We start from the raw sequence: 21716 nt of genomic DNA, 5'->3' as shown, positions 1-21716 counted from the left end.
TTTCTGATTAGATTATTTAAATTAACGAAAAGGAGACGGAATCCATATGGAACATACACATATTTATCGCCAGGGAACATCTTCCGAGGCACCGACCTTGCTACTGCTGCACGGCACCGGAGGCAATGAGGAGGATTTGCTGCCGCTGGCCGAGATGATCTCGCCAGCTTCGAATGTGCTCGGCGTCCGCGGGAACGTGCTGGAGAACGGCATGCCCCGGTTCTTCCGACGTCTGGCTGAAGGCGTGTTTGATGTAGAGGATCTGGTGAAGCGTACGCAGGATCTGAATGAGTTCTTAAACTGGGCAGCAGCCGAGTACGGTTTTGACCGCAGCCGTATCGTAGCGGTTGGTTATTCGAACGGGGCCAATATCGCCGCGAGCCTGCTGTTTCACGAAGGAGATGCGCTGCAAGGAGCTGTACTCCACCATCCGATGGTTCCGCTGCGGGATAAGGCCCTGCCTGATCTGACTGGCGTTCCGGTCTTCATCGCTGCTGGCCGGCGCGATCCGATGTGCACTCCGCAGGAGAGCGAGGATCTGAATGCACTCCTGAGCGAGGCTGGCGCGGATGTCAAGCTGCACTGGGAGAATGGAGGGCATCAGCTCAGCCGTGCAGAGGTTGGCATGGCAGCTTCCTGGTTTAAGGAGAAGTTCCAGTAATACCTTGGATGCCATGATGTGCAAGTGCTAAACATTTCTTACCTATAGAAGGTAAAAATGAAAGTGAATATGATCAAAATACCGTCAACGACTTGACGGTATTTTTTTTATACTTAAGCCATCCAAGATAAACGAGGTGGTCAGACATGTCACAGACGATGGAGACAGTGAAGAAGCCTGGTCGGCAGATGACCGGCAGGCCCAAGCCCCGGGGCTCCTTGCGGCGGGGGGAGAATCTATGGGGGATTTTATTTGTAAGCCCGATGCTGTTTGGCGTCATCATTTTGGTGCTGTTTCCGATATTGGCTACGCTCGTGCTGGGATTCGCCGATTGGAACTTTGTGCAGGGCTGGGACGGAATCCAGTGGGTCGGGTTTCAGAATTTCCGACATTTGCTGGAGGACGACATCTTTCTCAAGTCCGTGCGGAACAACCTGATTTTTCTTCTGACGGTTCCGATCTACATGATGATATCGATGCTGCTGGCTATATTGATCGACCGGTTTGTTTATATGAAGGGATACTTTAAAGTAGCCTACTTCATGCCCTACATATCCAACATCGTTGCGGTTGCTGTCGTATGGCAGGTACTGTTCCAGCCGTCCTACGGGCCTATTAACGAAATCCTCCGGACAATCGGGATTTCCAATCCGCCCAAATGGATTGCAGATCCGAATTTTGCCCTGATCTCCATTATGCTGATATCGATTTGGATATCCATCGGCTTCAATCTGATCATCTATATTGCCGGACTGCAGTCTATACCGAAGGATCTGTACGAAGCAGCGGATATCGATGGAGCGAACGGCTGGACCAAGTTCAGGCGCATTACGCTTCCCTTGCTGTCACCGACGTCTTTTTTTCTGCTGGTTACGGGGGTTATCTCTACATTCAAGGTGTTCGACATCATCGCCGTCATGACACAAGGCGGACCGATCGGCTCTACGACGATGATGGTCTGGTATTTGTACGATACGGCGTTTGTTAACCTGAAGGTAGGTTATGCATCATCCATTGCCGCGGTACTGTTCGGGTTCGTCATGCTGATTACACTGGGGCAGTGGGCAGCTCAGAAGAAGTGGGTCAACTACTAGGAGGAGGGCGTTATATGCAGACACAAGCTGGCGTTGACTGGCGCAAGCTCTTCGTAACCATCGTGATGTTCGTTGTGAGTATGCTGTTCCTCCTTCCGTTCATATGGATGCTGGTCACATCCTTTAAGGTGGAAAGAGATGTGTTCGTGTATCCGATTCAATGGATTCCGCGGGAATGGAACGCGATCCAGAATTACAGGGAGGTATGGTTCGGTGATTATCCCTTCTATCTCTACTATTGGAACTCGATCAAGGTTAGCATGCTCACAACCCTCATCTCGGCAATGGTATCCGCGCTGGCAGCCTATGGGTTCTCCAAAATCCAGTTTGCCGCCGGGAATTGGCTGTTCATCATTGTGCTTGTGACCTACATGATCCCGGGTCAGGCCATTCTGATCCCGCAGTTTATCCTGTACCGCAACATTGGGCTGTTTGATAATCATCTCGGCCTCATTATGCTTGGGAGTTTCAGCGTGCTGGGGACGTTTATGCTGCGGCAATTCTTCATGGGGGTGCACCAGGAATTCATCGAATCCGCCAAAATCGACGGTGCGAGCCATCCGCGGATATTCTGGTCCATTGCGCTGCCGCTGGTAAAGCCCGCTGTGGCTACCTATGCGATTCTGCGTTTTATCTGGACATGGAATGACTATCAGAATCCGCTCATCTTTCTTCGAACGGATCGGCTGTTTACGATTCCGCTGGCGATGCAGAAATTTACGTCTTTAAGCGGTGAGTTTTATTCGCTGATTATGGCGGCGGCCGTGTCGGCCATATTCCCGCTGCTGATTGTTTTTATCATAGGTCAGAAGAGTGTCATCGAAGGAATTGCACTGGGCGGGGTCAAGGGATAGGCACAAGGACATCCCGGAGAATCGCGCTTCTATTAGAATGATATGATTGGGGAGGGCTCGATAACGATGATGAACAAGAAATGGTGGGCAGGGATACTTGCAGGGACGATGGCATTCAGTCTGCTGTCCGGCTGCGGCGGAGGCACGAAGGAACCGAGCGGTACGGCAGGAGAAGGCGCCGCCGAGGGTGGAGGGACGGTCAATCTGAGGCTGTATACGCACGGTACGGAGGAAGCCTACAATTGGAGCAAAACGATTCAAGCTTACGAGGATGCAACACCCGGTGTGACCATTGAGCTGGTTCAGCTAAGCGAGAAGGGAGACAGCCAGGAAGCGATGAAGAAGATGGACCTTGAAGCCGCGTCCTCGGCGCAAATGGATATTCTCATGTTCAGCGATCCGGCAGGGTATGCCCAGCGGGTTGCGCTTGGCATGGCCGAACCGCTGGACGAATACATCGCCAAGGACGGCTACACCGTGGAGACTGACTATAAAGTGGATACCCATCTGGATGGAAAAGTGTATGCGCTTCCCGGAAAATTCAACCCCTGGTATGTGCTGCTGAATAAGGACCACCTGGAGGAGGCGGGCCTTCCCGTTCCGACGGATTGGACCTGGGACGACTATGCGGACTATGCGAAGCAGCTGACTCAGGGCGAAGGGGCAAGCAAGCGCTATGGCACATATTTTCACGGCCCGCAAGGGGGTGGCTGGATGGAATTCCTGAAGCTGAAGATGGCTAACCAGCCGCAGGATGCCGACTTCCTGAAGACGGATGGGTCTTCCAATCTGGATAACCCTACATTTCGGGAGACGCTGGAGCTGAGAGTGAAGATGGAGAAGGAGGATCAGTCTTCTGTTCCCTATACCGACATTATCTCTCAGAAGCTGAATTACCGGACACAGTTCTTTAACCAGTCGGCAAGCATGATCACGATTGGAAGCTGGATGAATACCGAGATCGGCGGAACCGACAAGGTGCCGCTGGATTTCCAAGTGGCTGTCGCCCCGTATCCCAAAAACAAAGAGAGTGACCCGATCGGACTGACATCAGTCTCTACGGACTATGTGGCCGTTGCTGCCAAATCGAAGCACAAGGAAGAGGCTTACAAGTTTGTCCGCTGGTACACAACGGAAGGTCAGATCGTACAGGGCAAGAACATTCCTGCCTGGCAGCAGGTGAAGAGCGAGCAGGTGGAGGGAATCATCGACACCATCCTGGCAGGCACCAAAAGTCCAGAAAAGGTAGATAAAAAATCGCTTGTCGACACACTTGTTATCTCGAAAGCCTCGGCCATCGTTCCGCCTTCCTCCTATCAGGCCGAAGTGTACGAGGCGGTGAATGAGGAGTATGAGAAGCTGATCCTCGGCAATCAGGATATAGATCAGACCCTTAAGAGCACCCAGGAGCGTGTGAACAAAATTATCGATTCCAACAAAAAATGATCTGGTATAATAAACGAAAAAAAGGGGCGAGCCTTCGTCCCTTTTTTGCCATCGTATCTCGAAGCGTATAGGTAAGGAACACTCCGGGCTGAGGTGAAGGATATGCTTGAACGGCTCAAAAGATATGTGCCCAGCTCCATTCGTCATAAGCTGATTCTGGCGTCCGTCATGTGCATTATCGTTCCGGCAATTGTCAGCTTGATTCTGTACAATTCCTTAACGAAGGAAGCTCTGCGGCAGCAGGCAGTATCCAATGCCAATGATGCGCTGCAGCTGGTTCGCGGGTCCGTCACGAACCTGCTCCTGAGCAAGCTCAATATCGCCAACTACATCCAGGTGAATTCTACCTTGAATTCCTATTTCAAGCAGGTGGCTTCCGGCAATGAGGAAGAAGACCCGTACCGCCGATTCGTTGAATCGCATCGCGTGCTGGAGCTTCTGGACAGCTTGACGGTGGTGGGCGAGCACAGTTATGTTACCGTACTGCTGACAAACGGAGCTTATTATATGAATTATTCCGTAAGCGATTACAATCCGCTGGATTACAGGCGGCAGTCCTGGTTCAGGCAGGTCGAGCAGCTGCGGGGACTGGAGTCGCTGTGGACAGGGCCGGAGCCCACGGTGTTCCGTTCCGATCGGATCGATCATCCGAATCAGGTGTCCGTGGTGCGCACCCTTCGGCTTCTGGATTCGGAGGTTTACGGTTATGTCATCGTGACTTTTACCGAGGATCAAATCAGCAGGATCTTTAACTCTCTGTCCGAAGGCAGCGATGTGCTGATGATTGATGGGCAGGGGAACATTGTGTCGAGCACTCATCCGGACAGCATCGGCACCCCATTTGCCTACCTGAGCGAGACCGGAACGGCTGAGCCATACTCCATCGTTACGATGGACGGAGAGAAATATTTGATGGTGCAGCAGGACATTCCATCTGCCGGATGGCGGCTTGTAATGATGCAGCCGTACAAATCGGCAATCGTGAACATCAATGCCATTTTCAGCAGGGTGTTTCTGTTTCAGATGGGCTCTTTCCTGGTCTTCTTGCTGCTGCTGATTGCACTGGTCCGGACCTTTACGAAGCCGCTTGTTCGGCTCGGCAAGGTAGTGACGAGTGTGCAGCGCGGCAATTTGGAGGTGCGGTCGAACATCGAAGGCAATGATGAGATCGGCCGTTTGGGGCATCTATTCGATGACATGCTGGACCGGTTCAAGCTGATGATTGCCGAAATATCGGATAACCAGACCCGCAAAAGAAAGGCGGAGCTGAGGATGCTCCAGGCCCAGATTCACCCCCATTTCCTGTTCAACGTCCTGAACTCCATCCGGATGAAGGTTATGAAGCGGGGAGACCCGGACAGCGCCAAGATGATCGGCTCCTTATCGATGTTGCTGCGCATGACAATCAGCCGGGAAGAGGATGAAATTTATCTTCACGAGGAGATCGATCTGATCTCGCATTACGTGGCCCTGATGAATCTCAGGCAGAAGGAGGACGTCCGGCTGGAATTGGATATTGCCGCAGAAGCGTTCCTGTTTAAGGTACCGCGCCTCTTCCTGCAGCCGATTGTGGAGAATGCGCTGATCCATGGGTTTAATCAGCATGCGGGAACGATTGCCATAACAGCGGTTATGGAAGGCAGGCATATTATATTGAAGGTGAAGGATAACGGGATCGGCATGGAGGTCGCGACAAGGGAGTCCATCATCCGGAAAATAAGACAAGGAGCAGCAAACGCCTCGATACAAGATGAAGCAGGCAGCGGGAGTTTCTCCCGGATAGGTCTGCAAAATGTGATGGAGCGGATGAGAATGGTGTTTGGCGAGGCTTTTCAGTGCCATGTTTACAGTGAGCCGGGTCAGGGAACGGTGATCGAAATGCATATACCGGAAAGAGGGAATGCCGATGTATAACGTGATGCTGGTAGACGATGATTATCCGGTCATCGAGTTATTATCCGAGACGATATCATGGAATGAGCTGGGTCTGAACCTGATGGGAAGTTATGAGAATGGAATGAGTGCCTGGGAGCATGCCAGGACTCAACCCCCGGACATTCTGATCACCGATATCGGTATGCCCAAGATGAACGGACTTGAGCTGTCTGCACGCATAAAAGAGGTCAAGGCCGATGTCCGAATTGCCATTCTCTCTTGTCATAATGAGTTCCAATATGCCCAGCAGGCCATGCGCCTGAACGTGCAGGATTATCTGCTTAAGGACACGCTGGACCCCGAGGAGCTGGCACAGCTGCTGAGAAGATTCAAGCAGGCGATGGACGAGGAGGTCCAGAAGGGCTGGGAGCGGTCTCGCATGATTCATCTTGTGGACGAATCCCGGGAGCTGCGCAAGGAGCAGAGTTTTAAAAATTTCATCCACCAGCCCCTGCTGTCTCCGGAAAAATGGCAGCATGAGCTGTCGGAGTACGGCGTGCTGCGGCCTGGCCATCATTGTCTTCCCGTTATCGGATACCTGGAGGACGCACGGGATATCAAGCATCGCTTCGCCTCCAACCAGACGCTGCATTTTGCACTCTCCAACGTGCTGCGCGAGGTGCTGGACGACCTGAATCCGGATGCGGTGCATGTCGGATATGATGCAAAGACTTCATTGCTCTTGTTCTCCTATGCTCCCGGATTGAAAAACAACATATATGATGAAGTCGCCGCATGCCTTCAAGGAGTCCGGGCCACACTTACGAGCGTGCTTCGAATTCGAATGTCGTTTCTGGTTGGCAGTGGATGCGCAAGTCCGGAGGGGCTAAAGCTTGGGCTGAACGAACTGCTGGCTTGCGAGCATCAGCGATTTTATCTGGAACCGGGGGAGGTATCCAGATCTCTGGGAAGCCGGGAAAAGCCGGGACTTGGCCGAGCATCCGATCCCTTCGTCCATTATGAACAGGCCAGCTCGGAGCTGCGGGAATCGCTGCTTAGCAAGGATGCGTTCGATGCAGTCCGCGATACGGCGGATCGATGGATTGCCTGGATTCAAGAAAACCGGTTTGCGCCGGAACTGGTGAAGGACTGGGTCTTGAAGCTCCTGCTGGATATGAAGCTGCGGCTTCATCTTCTGCAATCGCTTTCCCCCGCTTATACGGCAGATGCGCTGCATAAGGAGATTATGGACATGGATTCCTTGAACGAGCTGCGGTCGTGGTTATACGCGCATTTGGAATCCACGGCACAGGCACTGGGCGGAGGATTTGGAGGCAGCCGAAGATCAGAGGTAGCGGATGCCTGCAAATATGTGTCCCTCCGGCTGGACCGGAGGATCACGCTGGATGAGGTAGCGGGCAGCCTGCATCTGAACCCGAGTTATTTCAGTCGTTTGTTCAAGAAAGAAACCGGCATTACCTTTATCGAATACGTAACCCGGATGAAGATGGAGCGCGCCAAGGATCAGCTGAGACAGACGGACCGCACGGTTGGGGAGATCTGCGAAAGCCTGGCCTATGACAATGTAAGTTATTTCAGCAAAATATTTAAGGCGTATGCGGGCGTAACGCCCATAGAGTACCGGAGTGGTTGATGGTTTAGATAGTAATCAGATTAACATCTTACGCGAAGCCAATATTTTAACAAGAAAAGAGCAATGGGGGTTTACTTGATGAGCAGGGAGCAGGAGCTGAAACCGGCCGTGACCCGCTGGGCTTCGGTGGATCTACGATTGTATTATCCGAATGGAGACCAGAGGTCATTCTGGGAAGATATCCAGAGCAGCGGGGCTTACGAGGAGGACATTGCCCAGATTCGGCGGGAAGGGGTACGGGTGCTGGCGGAACCGATCCCGCAGCTGACCTATGATTTATTCGCGCGGTTCGCCCGGCAGGGAACGAGACTGGAATACGAGAAGGTCTACTTCGAGCGAAGGCGGCGGCTGAATACGTGTGCTCTTCTGACCCTGCTTGAGCCAGGCAAGGAGGAGTATCTGCTGGCACTTCAGGAGATGATCTGGACAATCTGCGATGAGTATACCTGGTGTTTGCCGGCCCATCTGAACGGTGAGTCGTCCGCCAACATCCGAAGCACGATCGATCTGTTCAGTGCAGAGACAGGGTTTACCCTCAGCGAAATCCGCTTGCTGCTGCAGGATCGCTTGCCGCCGCTGCTGATCTCGCGGATGGAGGACGAGGTTGCAAGGCGCCTGTTCACCCCATTTCTCAGCCATGAGTTTGGATGGGAGACCGCAACGCACAATTGGTCTGCCGTCTGTGCGGGCTCCATCGGCTCTGCTGCCCTTCTGATGATGGAAGATACGGGTGAGCTGGAGGAGATTTTGTTGAAGACGGAGCGCTGCATGGCTTATTATCTGCAAGGCTTTGGTGCTGACGGAGCTTGTCTGGAGGGGCTGGGATACTGGAACTATGGGTTCGGTTATTTTGTGTATTATGCCGATTTGCTGCTTAAGCGCAGCCAAGGCGCAATGGATTGGTTCCGTGATGAGAAGGTGAGCCGCATCGCCTTGTTCCAGCAACGCTCTTTTTTGGGCGGGAGGGCGGTTGTCAACTTCTCCGACTCGCAGCCGGAAAACGCCGTACATATCGGCTTGTCTCATTATTTGGCTGGATTATATGAAGACTTCGAGACACCGCCTCCTTCCCTTCGGTCCGCGTACGGTGACGATCATTGCAGCCGCTGGGCTCCGGCTCTGCGCAATCTGATCTGGAGGGACCCCGGGAAGCCGGGAAGCGAATGGGGGGAGGCAAGCTATTACTTGCCGGATGCCCGGTGGCTGATCTCCAGAGTCTCGGATGGAGAGGAACTCTATGCATTTGCGGCCAAGGGCGGCAGGAATGACGAGCCTCACAACCATAATGATCTTGGTCATTTTATTCTGTATGGTGCGGGAGAGGTGTGGTGCTCGGATCTCGGCTGCGGCGAGTACACGGCGGATTATTTCGGCGATGGACGATACGATTATGATTGCAACGGCTCACAGGGCCATTCCGTGCCAATTATTGATGGGCATGTCCAGTGCGAGGGCGCGGACAGCGAAGCAATTGTATTGGAAGCTGCCACCGGAGAAGAGAGGGATGAACTCACGCTTGAGCTGACCTCGGCCTACTGCGCTCCGGTGCTTCGGGAATTCGTTAGGTCCTTGGAGTGGAACAAGCAGGAGGAGAGACCGGTATTAACGCTGCGTGACCGTTTTAATTTTCATTCGCCGCCGGGCAGCCTGGTAGAGCGAATTGTGACAAGGGTACAGCCCGAACTGAAGCAGCTGAATGAGTGCTGGATGGTTGTGCTGCGGGCAGCGGGTGCTGATGAGCAGGGGGAGATTAGGGAGCAGGAACAGGTTCAGAGGAAAGAAGAGGCTGCGGAAGGACTAGCAGCAGATGAACGAACCTGGAAGCGGACAGCCGTTCAAGATTCGGAATGTACCCGGGAGCCGGATCTTTCCATAGACGACAGACCGAGTCTGGCGATCCATTACGATCCCGAGCTGATGGAGCCTGAGCTGAAAGCTTATACGTTCCGTGATCATGATGGCAAGGATGCGGCTTGGTATGCCATTGATTTTAACGTGAAGGACCCGGGCTTGTGCGTGAATATAGGGCTTGGATTTCAATTCATATGAATCGAGGAGTGAAGAGGCATGGGAACAGAAACGGCATTAGATTGGTTGACGGAGGCCTGGGAGAAGGCGCTTGTAAAAATGCAGCGAAATGCAGTGCGGATCGGGGCGGGCTTTCCGCATGCCAGCCAGAACGGGGTTTATCAACTGGAGGCGCCGCATTGGTGGACGGCCGGCTTCTGGCCGGGGATGCTGTGGCTTCTGTACAATGACAGCGGCGATGCGGCATTACGTAGTTTAGCCGAGCAATGCGAGCTCCGTCTGGACGATGTGCTGAACGAGTATGTGCGTCTGGATCACGATCTCGGCTTTATGTGGATGCTGACCAGCATGGCCTCTTACAAGCTTACCGGCAATGAAGAGTCGAAGATCCGGGCGCTGAAGGCAGCCAATTACCTGGCTGCACGCTTCAATTTGAACGGTCGGTATATTCGAGCCTGGAATCCGTGGTCGGAAGGAGAGGACAATGCAGGTCTTGCCATTATCGACTGCTCCATGAATACGGCGCTGCTGTTCCAGGCATCCGAGGTCAGCGGCGATCCGCGCTATCGTCATATTGCCGAAGCACATATGGATACGGTACTCAGGGACTTTGTCCGTCCTGACGGGTCCGTGTATCATATCGTTCGTTACGATCCGGTATCCGGTGAGCGCATCGAAGGCATCGGAGGTCAGGGCTATGCGCCGGAATCCGCCTGGTCCAGAGGGACGGCATGGGCGATGTACGGCTTGACGCTTGCCTACCATCATACAGGTAAGCAGGTTTACCTCGATACAGCCAAAACGGTCGCGCATTTCTTTCTTGCGAACCTGCCGGAAGATCATGTGCCGTTCTGGGATTTCCGCGCACCGGACGAGGCCCGCATATACCGGGATTCTTCCGCCGGTGCCTGTGCGGCAAGCGGACTGCTGCTTCTGGCCGACAAGGTAGATCAAGGGCAAGCTGCCTTATACCGGAAGCCTGCGATCCGGATTCTGGAATCGCTGTACCGAAATTACGGCACTTGGGACAACGATGAAGAGGAGGGCTTGATTCTGCACGGCACAAGCCACTACCCGCAAGCTCAGAATGTCGACGTGCCTCTCATTTATGGTGACTTCTTCTTTGTGGAAGGTCTCGCGCGGTTGCGAGAGAAGGGGCCCTTTTATTGGGAGTAAGGAGAATGAGGGGGCAGTCTCGGTATTAAGAACAGATGAAGGAAGTTATAGAGGAAATACCAGATTTACGGAAACATGAAGAAACCGAGGAAGATCAGAAGAGATAGAGAAAACCGAGAAGATATTGGATTGACGGGAAAAGGATATGAAGCAGGCAGATCAGAGAGAGGATTGAGAAGAAGAGATAGGGAAAGCAGACGTATCAGAGAGAGGATCGAGAAAGGAAACAGGAGAAGCATACGCTTCAGATGGAGGCCCAGCCCGGAAGATAAGAGCAGAGAACCCCCGGAAATGGAGTGAGTATATAAGATGAGCATAGAGGGTGTTGGAAATCCCGGGGGTGGCTTTACACATCCGGTTTCCCAGAATCCGCTGAAGACAAGACTGGATGTGCAGGAGGCGCTCTCGCAGCTATTGGAGCCTTTGAAAGGGTATTACAGTGCGGAGCATTCCAGATTAATCCTTGGCAGCTCAAGTAAGAATGCCTACGCCAATATCGCAGAGATGGAAGGCTTCTCGCGGATACTGTGGGGACTCGTTCCGGCCATCGCGGGCGGCTCACACGAAGAACTATGGGAGCTCTGTCTTCAAGGGATACGTTCGGGAACCGATCCGGGACATGCGGAGTATTGGGGGGAGGTACGCGACTATGATCAGCGTCTGGTGGAGATGGCGGTATTCGGATTAGCCTTTGCCTTGGTTCCGGACCGGATTTGGCAGCCGCTGAGCGATAGAGAGAAGTCGAATCTCTATCAGTGGCTGGATCAGATTAACCATCATCCTTGTCATGATTGCAATTGGCTGTTCTTCCATGTGCTGGTGAACGTTGGCTTCCATAAGACTGGACTGCCTTACGATGCAGTTCTGTTGGAGAAAAATCTTCAACGGATTGAGGATTTCTATCTGGGTGCTGGCTGGTATAGCGATGGAGTTGGCGGACACTGCGATTACTACGTGCCGTATGCCTTTCATTTCTACGGCCTTGTATATGCAGAGCTGATGGGGGATGAGGATCCTGAACGTGCCCAGAGTTATCGGGAGCGGGCGGCGGTGTTTGCCCGTGATTTTGTGCACTGGTTTGCCCCTGATGGGGCGGCTATTCCATATGGACGCAGCCTGACTTACCGATTCGCCCAGTCGGCCTTCTGGTCGGCTGCTGCCTATGCCGGACTGGAAGGGCTGAGTCCGGGATCGCTGAAGGGGCTTGTCCTGCGAAATCTCAGATGGTGGTTTCAGCAGCCTATTTTTGACCGGGATGGTGTATTAACGGTGGGTTATGCCTACCCGAATCAGATCATGTCCGAGAATTATAATTCGCCAGGCTCCGTGTATTGGTCATTGAAGACGTTTCTAATTCTGGTCTTGCCAGAGGAGCATCCTTTCTGGTTGGCCGAGGAGCTGGAGATGACGAAGACAGAGACGGGGATAGGGACAGGAACAAGGACAGGCACAGGAAGCATGTCGGTGCAGGAGCCGGCACATCTGGTCATTTGCCGTGAGGAGAAGGCTGGTCATGTGGCAGCTTTTAATACGGGTCATCCCTCTACGAACGAGCATACACATACATCCGCCAAATACGAGAAGTTTGTTTACTCTACCGCCTTTGCGTTCAGTGTGCCAAGAGCCGAATGGGGACTTTCCCAGGGGGCTTTTGATTCCATGCTGGCCCTTAGCGAGGGTGATCATCTGTTCAGGGTGAAACGCTTGTGCAAGGAGACGCGGATACAGGAGCATGTATTATATGCGAAGTGGAAGCCGTGGAGAGACGTGGAGGTTCAGACGTGGATTGCTGCAGGCCTGCCCTGGCATATCCGTATTCACCGGATCAGCACGGGCAGGACACTGGATGCTGCGGAAGGTGGGTTTGCGTTAGGTTTAGGATCTCTGAGCAGCTCCCGTGCGGGAGATGGAGCAGCTTCGGCTTCCGGTACTTTCGGCACCAGCGCCATCTACGGCATGCTCGGTTACGATATGGCAGAGCTCATCTATCCGCAGTCGAATACGAATTTTTTGCATCCCCGGACCGTCATTCCTACGTTAAGGGCGGCGATGGACCCCGGGACGCATTGGCTGATTTCTGCCGTATATGGTGATCCGAGCGGTCCCGGCACTCCCGCCATTGAGGAGCCTTCCATGGAAGACGTGAAAGAAAGGCTGGGCGTCGAGATCTTGCAGCGTCAGATTACAATCACCACACAGACGGGGAATGTGATCGTGATTCCGATGGACTAACAAGCAGGTGGTCTCACCCGAACAGGTGTGAATCAGTGGTTTGTCAGAATTAATATAGATCATACAGATAGACACGCGAAAGCCGGGGGCATTAACCCCCGGCTTTCAATATCATGGCCTTCCGCCCGCACGAATCATCGCAAGGACTTATTTTGTCAAATAGGAACTGGTCAGAGGAACAAACAGGGAAGTGCCCGGACCTTCATCAACGATCTCCACAAAAATAAAATCGGCAGCCGATACATCGACGTCTACGCCGACCAGGCCATCTTCAGCAGTCAGGGACACCTTTTTGAGCGTTGAGTTGTTGTGGTCCATAATTACGATTTCTTGCGCACCGCCAGTCACGGCCAGCTCGAGATGCAGTTTGGCATATTTTTTACCCGTCATGATCTGGAAGCTGTTGCCTTGTTTGGCCGAATTGGTATGTAAATAAACGTCTTTATAATCCTTGCCTTTGTAGACCGTATCGCTGGAATCTTTGGTGTGCCAGGCCGATGTCCCCAATACGGAGGCTCCGAGTGAGCTTAATGATAACGGACTGGAGGTTTCGGATGGGGATCCCTGATTGCCGCCAATCAGTACTGAAGAAGTTGCGCTATCATAACGAATGTCGATATCCATCAGATCGCCTACAGCTCGCACAGGCAAGTACGTCGTGCCGTTATAGGTGATCGGCAGCACGGTTTTGCCGTTTGCGTCTTTTGGCGTTACCACCGTACCGTTTAACTTCAGGGAAATCTGGCTGTTCAAATAGGCTTTGATTGGCTCCAAAGCTGACGACGCCATAGCGCCTGTACCGATCCCCAGCGTGAGCGTACCCGCCAATAACCCATACAATACTTTCTTCCTCATTTAAAACCCCTCCCAAAATTTAGGTTAACTTTCATACTTTATAGTAGTAAAGTGTCAGAAGGAAGTCAACCTCTTGAAAGGGAAGGTCCGATCCTTCATGGACCTATCCAGGGTATCGGCTGTGCACCGGCTTATACTTGTTGTGAAAATGCCCTTTTTTCCGAAAGCATGTCAGAAAAGGGCGGGATATTTTCATGAAAAGTGATACAATGATAGAAATACGTAACGAAGGGTAGCGGAGGGATATACGCAAACCTGGCAGCGAAGTGGGAGTGTGATCTTAGAGAATGGAAGAGACGTATACGACAAAACGAACAGTCAGCATGGAGGACATCGTACGCGCACACCATGTGCTTCGCGAAGTGATCGTGCGGACACCGCTGCAGCGGGATGCTGTGCTGTCAGCCAAATATGACTGCGAAGTGTACTTGAAGCGCGAAGACTTGCAGGTAGTTCGATCCTTCAAGATCCGAGGCGCTTACAACATGATTCGCAGCTTGACCGAAGAGGAACGAAGCGAGGGCATCGTGTGTGCGAGTGCTGGAAACCACGCGCAAGGGGTGGCTTTTTCCTGTAATGCGCTGAATATTAAAGGCAAGATTTATATGCCAAGCACGACCCCGAATCAGAAGGTGAAGCAGGTGAAGCGTTTTGGCGGGGGCAGCGTGGAGGTCATCCTGACAGGCGATACCTTTGACGATGCTTATGCCGAAGCGATCAAGGCTTGCGATGAATTCGGCATGACCTTCATCCATCCGTTTGATGAAGCGAAGATTATCGCGGGCAACGGTACGATCGGCATGGAGGTAATGGAGGAGCTCGATACGCCAGCGGATTATATATTTGTAACGATTGGCGGCGGCGGTCTTGCTGCAGGGGTTGCAACTTATGTCAAAACCGTAAGCCCAACGACGCAAGTCATTGGCGTTGAACCGCTCGGCGCAGCATCCATGATCGAGTCCAAGAAGCAGGGCGAGGTCGTCACCATGAACGAGATCGACAAGTTTGTGGATGGCGCTGCGGTGAAGCGTGTCGGGCAGCTGACCTACGATATCTGCAACGAGCTGGTTGATGACATTGTGACTGTCCCGGAAGGAAAAGCCTGTACTACCATCCTTGAGCTGTATAACGAGAATGCCATCGTTGTTGAGCCTGCGGGCTCGCTGGCCGTTGCTGCGCTGGATATGAACCGGGACCGCATTAAGGGAAAAACGGTGGTATGCATCATCAGCGGGGGCAATAACGATATTGACCGGATGCAGGAAATCAAGGAGCGTTCCTTGATATACGAAGGATTGAAGCATTACTTCATGATTAACTTCCCGCAGCGTGCAGGTGCGCTCCGCGAGTTTCTGGAAGAAGTGCTTGGTCCGGATGACGATATCGCCCGCTTTGAATATACCAAGAAGCATAACAAGGAAGATGGGCCAGCCCTCGTGGGCATCGAGCTTCTGAGACCGGAGGATTACGGTCCGCTAGTTGAGCGAATGCAGCGCAAGGGATTGGATTATACAGAGCTGAACAAGAACATGAACCTGTTTAATCTGCTGATTTAAACTTCAGAGTCAGGCAGCAACCAGGTGATAAAAAAAGGCCGGAACCCCTGTTACCATCGGGAGTCCGGCTTTTTTAACATAGTTAACATTTAATTGGATGCTTGCCCTGGTGAATAGAGGTCACTGCATTTGCATGCTCACCATCAACTGTTTCTAGTCAACGACCGGAACCGCCTTGGCACGGTATTGTTCCACTTCCTGTGTCAGCTTGTCCTTGTTGCTCTCAAGCACATCGGACCAGGCTTTCAGTTTTTTGAGAAGGGCGCTTTTGGATACGGCGTCGCTGTTCTTCAGGGCTTTATCGAAGGCTTGCCGCACTTCCGGATCCAAGAGGTTGTCCTCGTATTTAATAAGCGGTGTATTGTTATACCCATAAAACAGACTTAGTTCGGTAAAACGAAGCTTCAGCTTCATGTCAGCAGCCCGGTTGGATTTGGGATAAGCCGTGAGAAAGGCTTCCAGTGAAAGCCCCCGGTCGATCACTTCGGACCAAGAGATAACCAATGCCGCATCACTGACCGCAGGCTTCTCGGATTCTACGACCATAATATCGATGTATGCCTGAACATCCTTGTTGATGTAGGGTTTGTAAGGCTCCAGCGTTTTATAATCTATAATCGGGAATATCACGCCTTCGGTTGTGTACAGTCGGTAGCCGCTGTCGCGCAGGTTAATGAGCACCTTCCGCAGCGTTTCGTCTTTGGCTTTGCTGATGGTGGTGTTAATCGGCTCCCCGTACTTGTAGAGATTCATCAGCTTATCCTGAATGCCGATTGTGTACACTTTATCGGTTTTTGCAGGGAGCGCGTCGTTCATTGCGTTCTCCAGCTTGAGTATCAGCATGGTGGCCTGATACTTGGTCACACTTCCGATATGCTTGGTGATATAAGACTTGGCGTAAGCCACGTCTGAATCCTTCAGCAGTTTATTGGCTTTGTTGTACACCGCATTGCCGAAGGCCGTGGGTTTACTTGAAGCTGCGCTGGAATCAGCTAGAGGTTCAGAAGCGGGTGCTGCGCTTGCGATGACACCGGTCTGGATGGACAGAATAAGTGCAAGGATGGCAGCAATCGCGGATTTTTTGGATTTTGACATATATATTCCTCCCTTACCACACATTACCCTTATCCTATCATCTTCTTCAGAGCCGTAGTTTACAATGTACTAAAAAATATTAAAGATTTTGTTATGCTTCCGTATCGAATTCATGACGAGTTTGTATCATTTGCTCGAAAAAAGAAATTTTGTCCCTGCGATCCCGACCAGGAACAGCACGAGACTGACCCATGGCGCAATCGTGAGTACCGGCAGCAGCCGTCCCAGCCACACACCGGCTATAAGAATCAACACCGTGATGGCCATATAAATCCCCATGCTGCGCACGTTGATCTTGCGCCGAGCTTCATCGGGCTGAAAGGTATCATTCTTCATCCATCTCATCAATGCGTGGATTAACACGTAAGAGCCCCCGGCAATCAGCACCAGGGTAGAAATTCGCACCTGCGTCATGCGTTCTACCGGGCCGCCTGTCCACGTTGTTATAAATCCGACCAGGGCCTGAACGAAGAAAAACCACGTTAAGGCGATCCACGGAATCATGAGATGGTATTGCAGACGGTTTAAGCCTTTCATTTTGGGCAGCTGCTCGACCAGTTCCTTGCAGTAGGATTCAGGATCGCTGCCGAATACCTCCTCGGCTGTTTTGCCTTTGGCCTGGGCATCCAGCAGATGCTGGGCGATCTCAAGCAGCAATTCCTCGCCTTTTGATTCCTCGACGGAGCTGCTGCGAATATATACAACCATGTCCTGATAGTAACTTAGATTGTCTGGTTTCATGGCATCCTGGAGCCTGTTGTTTTCCTTGATCATCTGTTTGGTATTCATCATTATTGTCCTCCACGGGTTAAAATATGGTCCACGCTATCTTTAAGCGTTCCCCAATGTTCCTTGAATTGTTGTAGAATATTCCGGCCTTTGTCGGTGAGATTGTAATATTTGCGGGGTGGCCCGCCGGCTCCGGGCGCAGGTCGGATGGTTCCTTCAATAAGCTGTTCTTTCTGCATGCGAAGGAGCAAAGGATAGATGCTGCCTTCACTTACAAACGTAAGCCCGCTGTCTTCCAGTAATGTACCAAGCTCATATCCATACACCTCCCGATGCTCCATAAGCGAGAGAATGCAGCCTTCGAGAATGCCTTTGAGCATTTGACTTTGGGTGGTCATGAATCCGATGATCCTCCTCTGGGTATGTTGTTATGCAAGGTACTGGGTCGAAATAAGATTATATTCTGAATGTGATAGACCTCAAAACCCTATGCACCCTGTATAAGAAGTGCTATCTGCCAACTACCTTGTTATGCAATATATCATATCAGCAGCATGCTTGCATTGCAAGGTAGCATGAACAATCCATGTCGTTATTCATAAAGAGGGTATAATTCCACGCCTCCTATTTCACAATAATAAGCATTCTGAATCTATACACGACTCCCTGCAGGTGCAGGGATAAGAAGGAGGAAATCACAGATGAGCGCTAACTTATATGATGATGAATTAAGCGGGGGAGAATCTATACCGGCTAACGGGCAATGGGTTGTCGACGGCAGTTCAGTTGAAAAGACGGTAGGCGAGTTAGAAGAAGGATACACTTCCGGCAGCGATGAGCAGGATTCTTCGGCTTCTTCCTTATGGGGGAATGAACCGAGTGAGGAAACCTGGATGAATGGTTGGAGCGGACGTAAGGAGACGCATGCCATGTTTCGCCAGAGCTATGAGTAGTGCGGGTTTACGTCTTCTGGCGTAGGCTTTAGTCAAGCAGGTAACGGAATCGCTGAATCCATGTTTCTGAGCTAAAGCTCCATATCCAATAGATGTAAACGGCCTCGTTCCCATTGCGTTGACAAATCCCTGATCACGATGCTAAGATAAGTTTAATTAATTCATATTAATCTTATCGGAATTATTAATATTAATGATAAAGGCGCGTTATCGCAAGGAGGAGTCGGCATGGAGCGGCAAATTACAATTCGTCATAACCAAGAGGAGCTTACAGCTACGATACATTATCCGTTAAAAGAAGCGGCAGAAGGTGGCAGATGCCAGCGGGTTCCGCTCGTCGTTATCTGCCATGGCTTTGTCGGAAGCCGGATCGGCGTGGATCGGTTGTTTGTCAAAACGGCACGCGAGTTTGCCGAGGACGGATATATGGTGATCCGGTTTGATTATATCGGATGTGGTGAGAGCTCAGGGAATTATGGCAGCGAGGGCCTCGATTCAATGATTGCCCAGACGCGTTCCGTTCTGGATTATGGCCTCAGCTGTGCCGATGTCGATCCTACGCGCATCACGCTCATCGGACACAGCTTGGGCGGCGCGGTGGCCTTGCAAACCGCCGTTCGGGACCGGCGGGTGAAGAATTTGATTCTGTGGTCGGCTGTAGGTTATCCATTCAATGACATCGTCAAAATCACCGGGCGCGGCGTCTATGATACCTCCGTTAAGACAGGTTCCGCTGATTATTTGGGATACTCGTTTACACCGGTATTTTTCGATTCCTTGGCTCAAGGGCAGCCATTCCAGGAAGCGATCAAGTTTACGGGCAATGTGCTGGTGGTGCATGGCACCTCGGACGAAGTCATCCCGGTGGATTATGCTTTCCTGTATCAGAAGGTGTTCTGGATGCGTCCGGAAGGGCGCTGCGATAAGGAAATCGTGTTCCAGGCGGATCACACCTACTCTGCGGGACCACAGCGGGAGCTGCTTCTCCAGCGGACACGGGATTGGCTGAACGAGCAGGAGCATATTCAGCAAGAATGGCAGAACTGGAGTATTTAAGGGAGTTATTTGGCATATTGGGCGGTTTAACGTTACAATAGAGTTGTCCCTTGATTTTGAAGCTGGAGGTGGCATCGATGACGTTACCTGCTTTATTTATTGCCCACGGTTCGCCGATGATGGCCCTGGAGGACAACGAGTACACCCGCTTCCTGGAGCAATTGGGACGGGAGCTGCCGACACCTAGAGGCATAGCGGTATTTTCTGCTCATTGGGATGATCCGGATCAACGGCTGACTGAAGACGCCGAGCATGGCACGATGCATGATTTTTATGGATTTCCGGAGGAGATGTACCAGATCACGTATCCTGCTAAAGGAAGCGTGGAGCTGGCGGCTCAAATCCGTGAACGGTTTTCGGCAAACAATCTGCATGCCAAAGCCGTAACCGGCCGTGGACTGGACCATGGCATATGGGTCATTCTGCGCAAAATGTATCCCGATGCGAATATTCCTGTGGTGGCCTTGTCCGTGGACTCCAAGCGCTCGCCACGCGAACAATATTCCATCGGTAGGATGCTGTCCGATCTGCGGGAGGAAGGCATACTGATTATCGGCAGCGGCGGCTTGGTGCATAATCTGCGGATGGTGCACAAGAGTGATGAGCCGGATGCATGGGCGGCTGCGTTCGATGAATGGATCGCAGAGCAGCTGTCGGAATGGAATCTGCACAATCTGTTTGCGTACGACAAAAAAGCGCCTCACGCGAGCGACGCGGTACCCTCCTATGGACGGGAGCATTTTGTTCCTCTGTTCTATGCGATGGGGGCTGCGGATAATGGCCGCAAGGCGAAGCGATTGTTTCAATCTTACCAATATGGCAGTTTGAGTCTGAACTGCTGGTCATTCGAATAATGAGAAGCCGGGCCTGGATGACAGGCTCGGCTTTTGTTGTGTATTGGCGGATGCCTGAGCTGGGAGATGTCTATGTGTGCGAGTCGGGTAGATGTCGTGGGGAGAACCTCTCATGTTGCACCGGACGCAGCGTTCGGTAGGGTCGGCCGGGCAGGGCCGGGCTGTATCGGACCTCAGATCCGCTATTTTTACTTTTTGCTCGCAATTGGGGGATCTATAAGACACACGATAGGATCGGGCCGGGCTGTATCGGACCTCAGATCCGCTATTTTTACTTTTTGCTCGCAATTGGGGATCTATCGGACACACGATAGGGTCGGGTCGGGCTGTATCAGACCTCAGATCCGCTATTTTTACTTTTTGCTCGCAATTGGGTGATCTATCGGACACACGATAGGATCGGGCCGGGCTGTATCGGACCTCAGATCCGCTATTTTTACTTTTTGCTCGCAATTGGGGGATCTATCGGACACACGATAGGGTTGGGCCGGGTTGTATCCGGACCTCAGATCCGCTATTATTGCTTTTTGCTCGCAATTGGGGGATCTATCGGACACACGATCCGTTAAATTGCGGATATCACGTAAAATGAGGGGCTAATTCGATGAATAACGGATCTCTGGTCCGTTAGTGTTAAAGAAAAGGTGGTTTTGGTCAAAATAAGGTCCGCTGAGTCCGCTAAAATTGAAGTAACTAGTCAGTGCCTTATAAAGTAACGCTCGAAAGAAAGTACAAGCTCGTATGCTAAACCTTGAATGTATGCAAAACTCGAACGTATGCTAAACCTCGAATGTATGCTAGACCTCGAACGTATGCTAAACTTCGAACGTATGCAAGACCTCGAACGTATGCTAAACCTCGAACGTATGCTAAACCTCGAATGTATGCTAAACCTTGAACGTATGCTAAACCTCGAATGTATGCTAGACCTTGCTCAAATGATGCCCCAACGCATGCCAGAACAAAAACAGCCCGGCTTGATTGCTCAAGTCGGGCTGTTAATCAATAGGCTAGATCCTTTAAGTTTTAGTTGCTTACTATATTAAGCCGTTTGTTTTTTTAGCGGTGTAGGGGTGTTGCCGTCGCCTTTGGTTGTTTTGTGCGTTACTTTGTTCCACAGGCCGCGAAGGTAAGGGAGTACCCAACGGTCGAGACCGATTTTACCGGCATTGGCTGCTGCGACGATGATCAGTACCTCTAGCAGTAACATTTGGGCGTTGGTGCTCACCGTGCCCGAAAAGAGGAACGCGGCATTCATGACAAGTCCCATCAGTGCGGCGAAGGTAGTGAAGGTACCAAGGATCAGCCCGACCCCTACGAGGAACTCGCCCATCGGTATGATGAAGTTGAAGATTTTCACGCCTGGCAGTGCTGCATGTTCCAGGAATGCTGCCCACCAGCCTTGCACGGCTGGATGATCTCCGGTTGCCTTGGCAATCGCGCCTTGCAGGAACCCGCCTGCTTCAAAACCGCCCGTCAATTTCCCCCAGCCTGCGACCATCCACTCATAACCGATGTAGACCCGAATGAAGGTCAGCAGCCACATTGCAATTTTGTTTGTTCTCAGCCAGTTGTTAAACATATAAACCACTCCTTAA

The 21716-nt window shown here is 51.8% G+C and carries 19 protein-coding genes; 14 read left to right on the top strand and 5 right to left on the bottom strand.

Annotation, left to right across the window (positions count from 1 at the left end):
• Positions 1-46 precede the first annotated feature (46 nt).
• The 10 genes from B9D94_RS24070 (at position 47) to B9D94_RS24025 (ending at position 13020) form a co-directional block, all read left to right on the top strand.
• A complete protein-coding gene (locus B9D94_RS24070) occupies positions 47-661 on the top strand; it encodes an alpha/beta hydrolase (protein WP_036640861.1) in 615 nt (204 codons plus the stop codon).
• 146 nt (positions 662-807) lie between these two features.
• Positions 808-1755, top strand: coding sequence for a carbohydrate ABC transporter permease (locus tag B9D94_RS24065; RefSeq protein ID WP_006208303.1), 948 nt, complete (start codon positions 808-810; stop codon positions 1753-1755).
• A gap of 14 nt (positions 1756-1769) precedes the next feature.
• The gene (locus tag B9D94_RS24060) at positions 1770-2609 is read left to right on the top strand and encodes a carbohydrate ABC transporter permease (protein WP_006208304.1); all 840 of its coding nucleotides are present in this window, start codon (positions 1770-1772) and stop codon (positions 2607-2609) included.
• Between the two features lie 66 nt (positions 2610-2675).
• Positions 2676-4055, top strand: a complete 1380-nt coding sequence (locus tag B9D94_RS24055) for an ABC transporter substrate-binding protein (RefSeq protein ID WP_148248151.1) — start codon at positions 2676-2678, stop codon at positions 4053-4055.
• 102 nt (positions 4056-4157) lie between these two features.
• On the top strand, positions 4158-5969 hold the full coding sequence (locus tag B9D94_RS24050; RefSeq protein WP_148248150.1) for a sensor histidine kinase: 1812 nt from the start codon (positions 4158-4160) through the stop codon (positions 5967-5969).
• Complete coding sequence (locus B9D94_RS24045) at positions 5962-7584, top strand: response regulator transcription factor (protein WP_148248149.1); 1623 nt, start codon at positions 5962-5964, stop codon at positions 7582-7584. The genes B9D94_RS24050 and B9D94_RS24045 overlap by 8 nt, the downstream gene beginning before the upstream one ends.
• 78 nt (positions 7585-7662) lie before the next feature.
• Positions 7663-9633: a heparinase II/III family protein gene (locus B9D94_RS24040; RefSeq protein ID WP_148248148.1), complete on the top strand. Its 1971-nt coding sequence runs from the start codon at positions 7663-7665 to the stop codon at positions 9631-9633.
• Positions 9634-9651: 18 nt separating this feature from the next.
• Positions 9652-10788 carry a YyaL domain-containing protein gene (locus B9D94_RS24035; RefSeq protein WP_148248147.1) on the top strand — a complete coding sequence of 379 codons (1137 nt, stop codon included), beginning with the start codon at positions 9652-9654 and terminating at the stop codon, positions 10786-10788.
• Between the two features lie 75 nt (positions 10789-10863).
• On the top strand, positions 10864-11088 hold the full coding sequence (locus B9D94_RS24030) for a hypothetical protein (RefSeq protein ID WP_148248146.1): 225 nt from the start codon (positions 10864-10866) through the stop codon (positions 11086-11088).
• Between the two features lie 9 nt (positions 11089-11097).
• Positions 11098-13020: a DUF2264 domain-containing protein gene (locus B9D94_RS24025; protein ID WP_148248145.1), complete on the top strand. Its 1923-nt coding sequence runs from the start codon at positions 11098-11100 to the stop codon at positions 13018-13020.
• 147 nt (positions 13021-13167) lie between these two features.
• On the opposite strand, the gene B9D94_RS24020 is transcribed toward B9D94_RS24025, so the two are convergent.
• Positions 13168-13875 carry a stalk domain-containing protein gene (locus B9D94_RS24020; protein WP_148248144.1) on the bottom strand — a complete coding sequence of 236 codons (708 nt, stop codon included), beginning with the start codon at positions 13873-13875 and terminating at the stop codon, positions 13168-13170.
• A 287-nt stretch (positions 13876-14162) separates the two neighbouring features.
• Between B9D94_RS24020 and ilvA the strand changes: the two genes are divergently transcribed.
• Positions 14163-15431, top strand: a complete 1269-nt coding sequence (ilvA, locus tag B9D94_RS24015; RefSeq protein ID WP_006208312.1) for a threonine ammonia-lyase IlvA — start codon at positions 14163-14165, stop codon at positions 15429-15431.
• A 153-nt stretch (positions 15432-15584) separates the two neighbouring features.
• Here ilvA and B9D94_RS24010 read toward each other — a convergent pair whose 3' ends face one another.
• The 3 genes from B9D94_RS24010 to B9D94_RS24000 form a co-directional block, all read right to left on the bottom strand.
• Positions 15585-16526: a hypothetical protein gene (locus tag B9D94_RS24010; protein WP_063478608.1), complete on the bottom strand. Its 942-nt coding sequence runs from the start codon at positions 16524-16526 to the stop codon at positions 15585-15587.
• Between the two features lie 126 nt (positions 16527-16652).
• Entirely contained in the window at positions 16653-17318 is a 666-nt protein-coding gene (locus B9D94_RS24005; RefSeq protein WP_231888001.1) for a DUF1129 family protein, read from the bottom strand.
• On the bottom strand, positions 17318-17653 hold the full coding sequence (locus tag B9D94_RS24000; protein ID WP_063478609.1) for a PadR family transcriptional regulator: 336 nt from the start codon (positions 17651-17653) through the stop codon (positions 17318-17320). Before B9D94_RS24000 ends, B9D94_RS24005 begins: the two co-directional genes overlap by 1 nt.
• A gap of 303 nt (positions 17654-17956) precedes the next feature.
• Here B9D94_RS24000 and B9D94_RS23995 point away from each other — a divergent pair, with 303 nt between their 5' ends.
• From B9D94_RS23995 to B9D94_RS23985, 3 genes are all read left to right on the top strand, one after another.
• Positions 17957-18208 carry a hypothetical protein gene (locus B9D94_RS23995; RefSeq protein ID WP_148248143.1) on the top strand — a complete coding sequence of 84 codons (252 nt, stop codon included), beginning with the start codon at positions 17957-17959 and terminating at the stop codon, positions 18206-18208.
• A 228-nt stretch (positions 18209-18436) separates the two neighbouring features.
• A complete protein-coding gene (locus B9D94_RS23990) occupies positions 18437-19264 on the top strand; it encodes an alpha/beta hydrolase (protein WP_063478611.1) in 828 nt (275 codons plus the stop codon).
• 77 nt (positions 19265-19341) lie between these two features.
• Complete coding sequence (locus B9D94_RS23985; protein ID WP_063478612.1) at positions 19342-20118, top strand: DODA-type extradiol aromatic ring-opening family dioxygenase; 777 nt, start codon at positions 19342-19344, stop codon at positions 20116-20118.
• Between the two features lie 1042 nt (positions 20119-21160).
• Here the strand turns inward: B9D94_RS23985 and B9D94_RS23980 are convergent.
• Entirely contained in the window at positions 21161-21700 is a 540-nt protein-coding gene (locus B9D94_RS23980; protein ID WP_148248142.1) for a DoxX family protein, read from the bottom strand.
• Between the last annotated feature and the right edge of the window lie 16 nt (positions 21701-21716).

It is taken from the genome of Paenibacillus sp. Cedars, assembly GCF_003184205.1.
Taxonomy (GTDB): Bacteria; Bacillota; Bacilli; order Paenibacillales; family Paenibacillaceae; genus Paenibacillus_AQ; species Paenibacillus_AQ glucanolyticus.
This window is presented reverse-complemented; position numbering and strand designations above follow the sequence as displayed.

Coding starts and splice junctions, on each gene's coding strand:
- B9D94_RS24070 (WP_036640861.1), top strand. CDS start 47: ATGGAACATACACATATTTATCGCCAGGGAACATCTTCCGAGGCACCG.
- B9D94_RS24065 (WP_006208303.1), top strand. CDS start 808: ATGTCACAGACGATGGAGACAGTGAAGAAGCCTGGTCGGCAGATGACC.
- B9D94_RS24060 (WP_006208304.1), top strand. CDS start 1,770: ATGCAGACACAAGCTGGCGTTGACTGGCGCAAGCTCTTCGTAACCATC.
- B9D94_RS24055 (WP_148248151.1), top strand. CDS start 2,676: ATGATGAACAAGAAATGGTGGGCAGGGATACTTGCAGGGACGATGGCA.
- B9D94_RS24050 (WP_148248150.1), top strand. CDS start 4,158: ATGCTTGAACGGCTCAAAAGATATGTGCCCAGCTCCATTCGTCATAAG.
- B9D94_RS24045 (WP_148248149.1), top strand. CDS start 5,962: ATGTATAACGTGATGCTGGTAGACGATGATTATCCGGTCATCGAGTTA.
- B9D94_RS24040 (WP_148248148.1), top strand. CDS start 7,663: ATGAGCAGGGAGCAGGAGCTGAAACCGGCCGTGACCCGCTGGGCTTCG.
- B9D94_RS24035 (WP_148248147.1), top strand. CDS start 9,652: ATGGGAACAGAAACGGCATTAGATTGGTTGACGGAGGCCTGGGAGAAG.
- B9D94_RS24030 (WP_148248146.1), top strand. CDS start 10,864: ATGAAGAAACCGAGGAAGATCAGAAGAGATAGAGAAAACCGAGAAGAT.
- B9D94_RS24025 (WP_148248145.1), top strand. CDS start 11,098: ATGAGCATAGAGGGTGTTGGAAATCCCGGGGGTGGCTTTACACATCCG.
- B9D94_RS24020 (WP_148248144.1), bottom strand. CDS start 13,875: ATGAGGAAGAAAGTATTGTATGGGTTATTGGCGGGTACGCTCACGCTG.
- ilvA (WP_006208312.1), top strand. CDS start 14,163: ATGGAAGAGACGTATACGACAAAACGAACAGTCAGCATGGAGGACATC.
- B9D94_RS24010 (WP_063478608.1), bottom strand. CDS start 16,526: ATGTCAAAATCCAAAAAATCCGCGATTGCTGCCATCCTTGCACTTATT.
- B9D94_RS24005 (WP_231888001.1), bottom strand. CDS start 17,318: ATGATGAATACCAAACAGATGATCAAGGAAAACAACAGGCTCCAGGAT.
- B9D94_RS24000 (WP_063478609.1), bottom strand. CDS start 17,653: ATGACCACCCAAAGTCAAATGCTCAAAGGCATTCTCGAAGGCTGCATT.
- B9D94_RS23995 (WP_148248143.1), top strand. CDS start 17,957: ATGAGCGCTAACTTATATGATGATGAATTAAGCGGGGGAGAATCTATA.
- B9D94_RS23990 (WP_063478611.1), top strand. CDS start 18,437: ATGGAGCGGCAAATTACAATTCGTCATAACCAAGAGGAGCTTACAGCT.
- B9D94_RS23985 (WP_063478612.1), top strand. CDS start 19,342: ATGACGTTACCTGCTTTATTTATTGCCCACGGTTCGCCGATGATGGCC.
- B9D94_RS23980 (WP_148248142.1), bottom strand. CDS start 21,700: ATGTTTAACAACTGGCTGAGAACAAACAAAATTGCAATGTGGCTGCTG.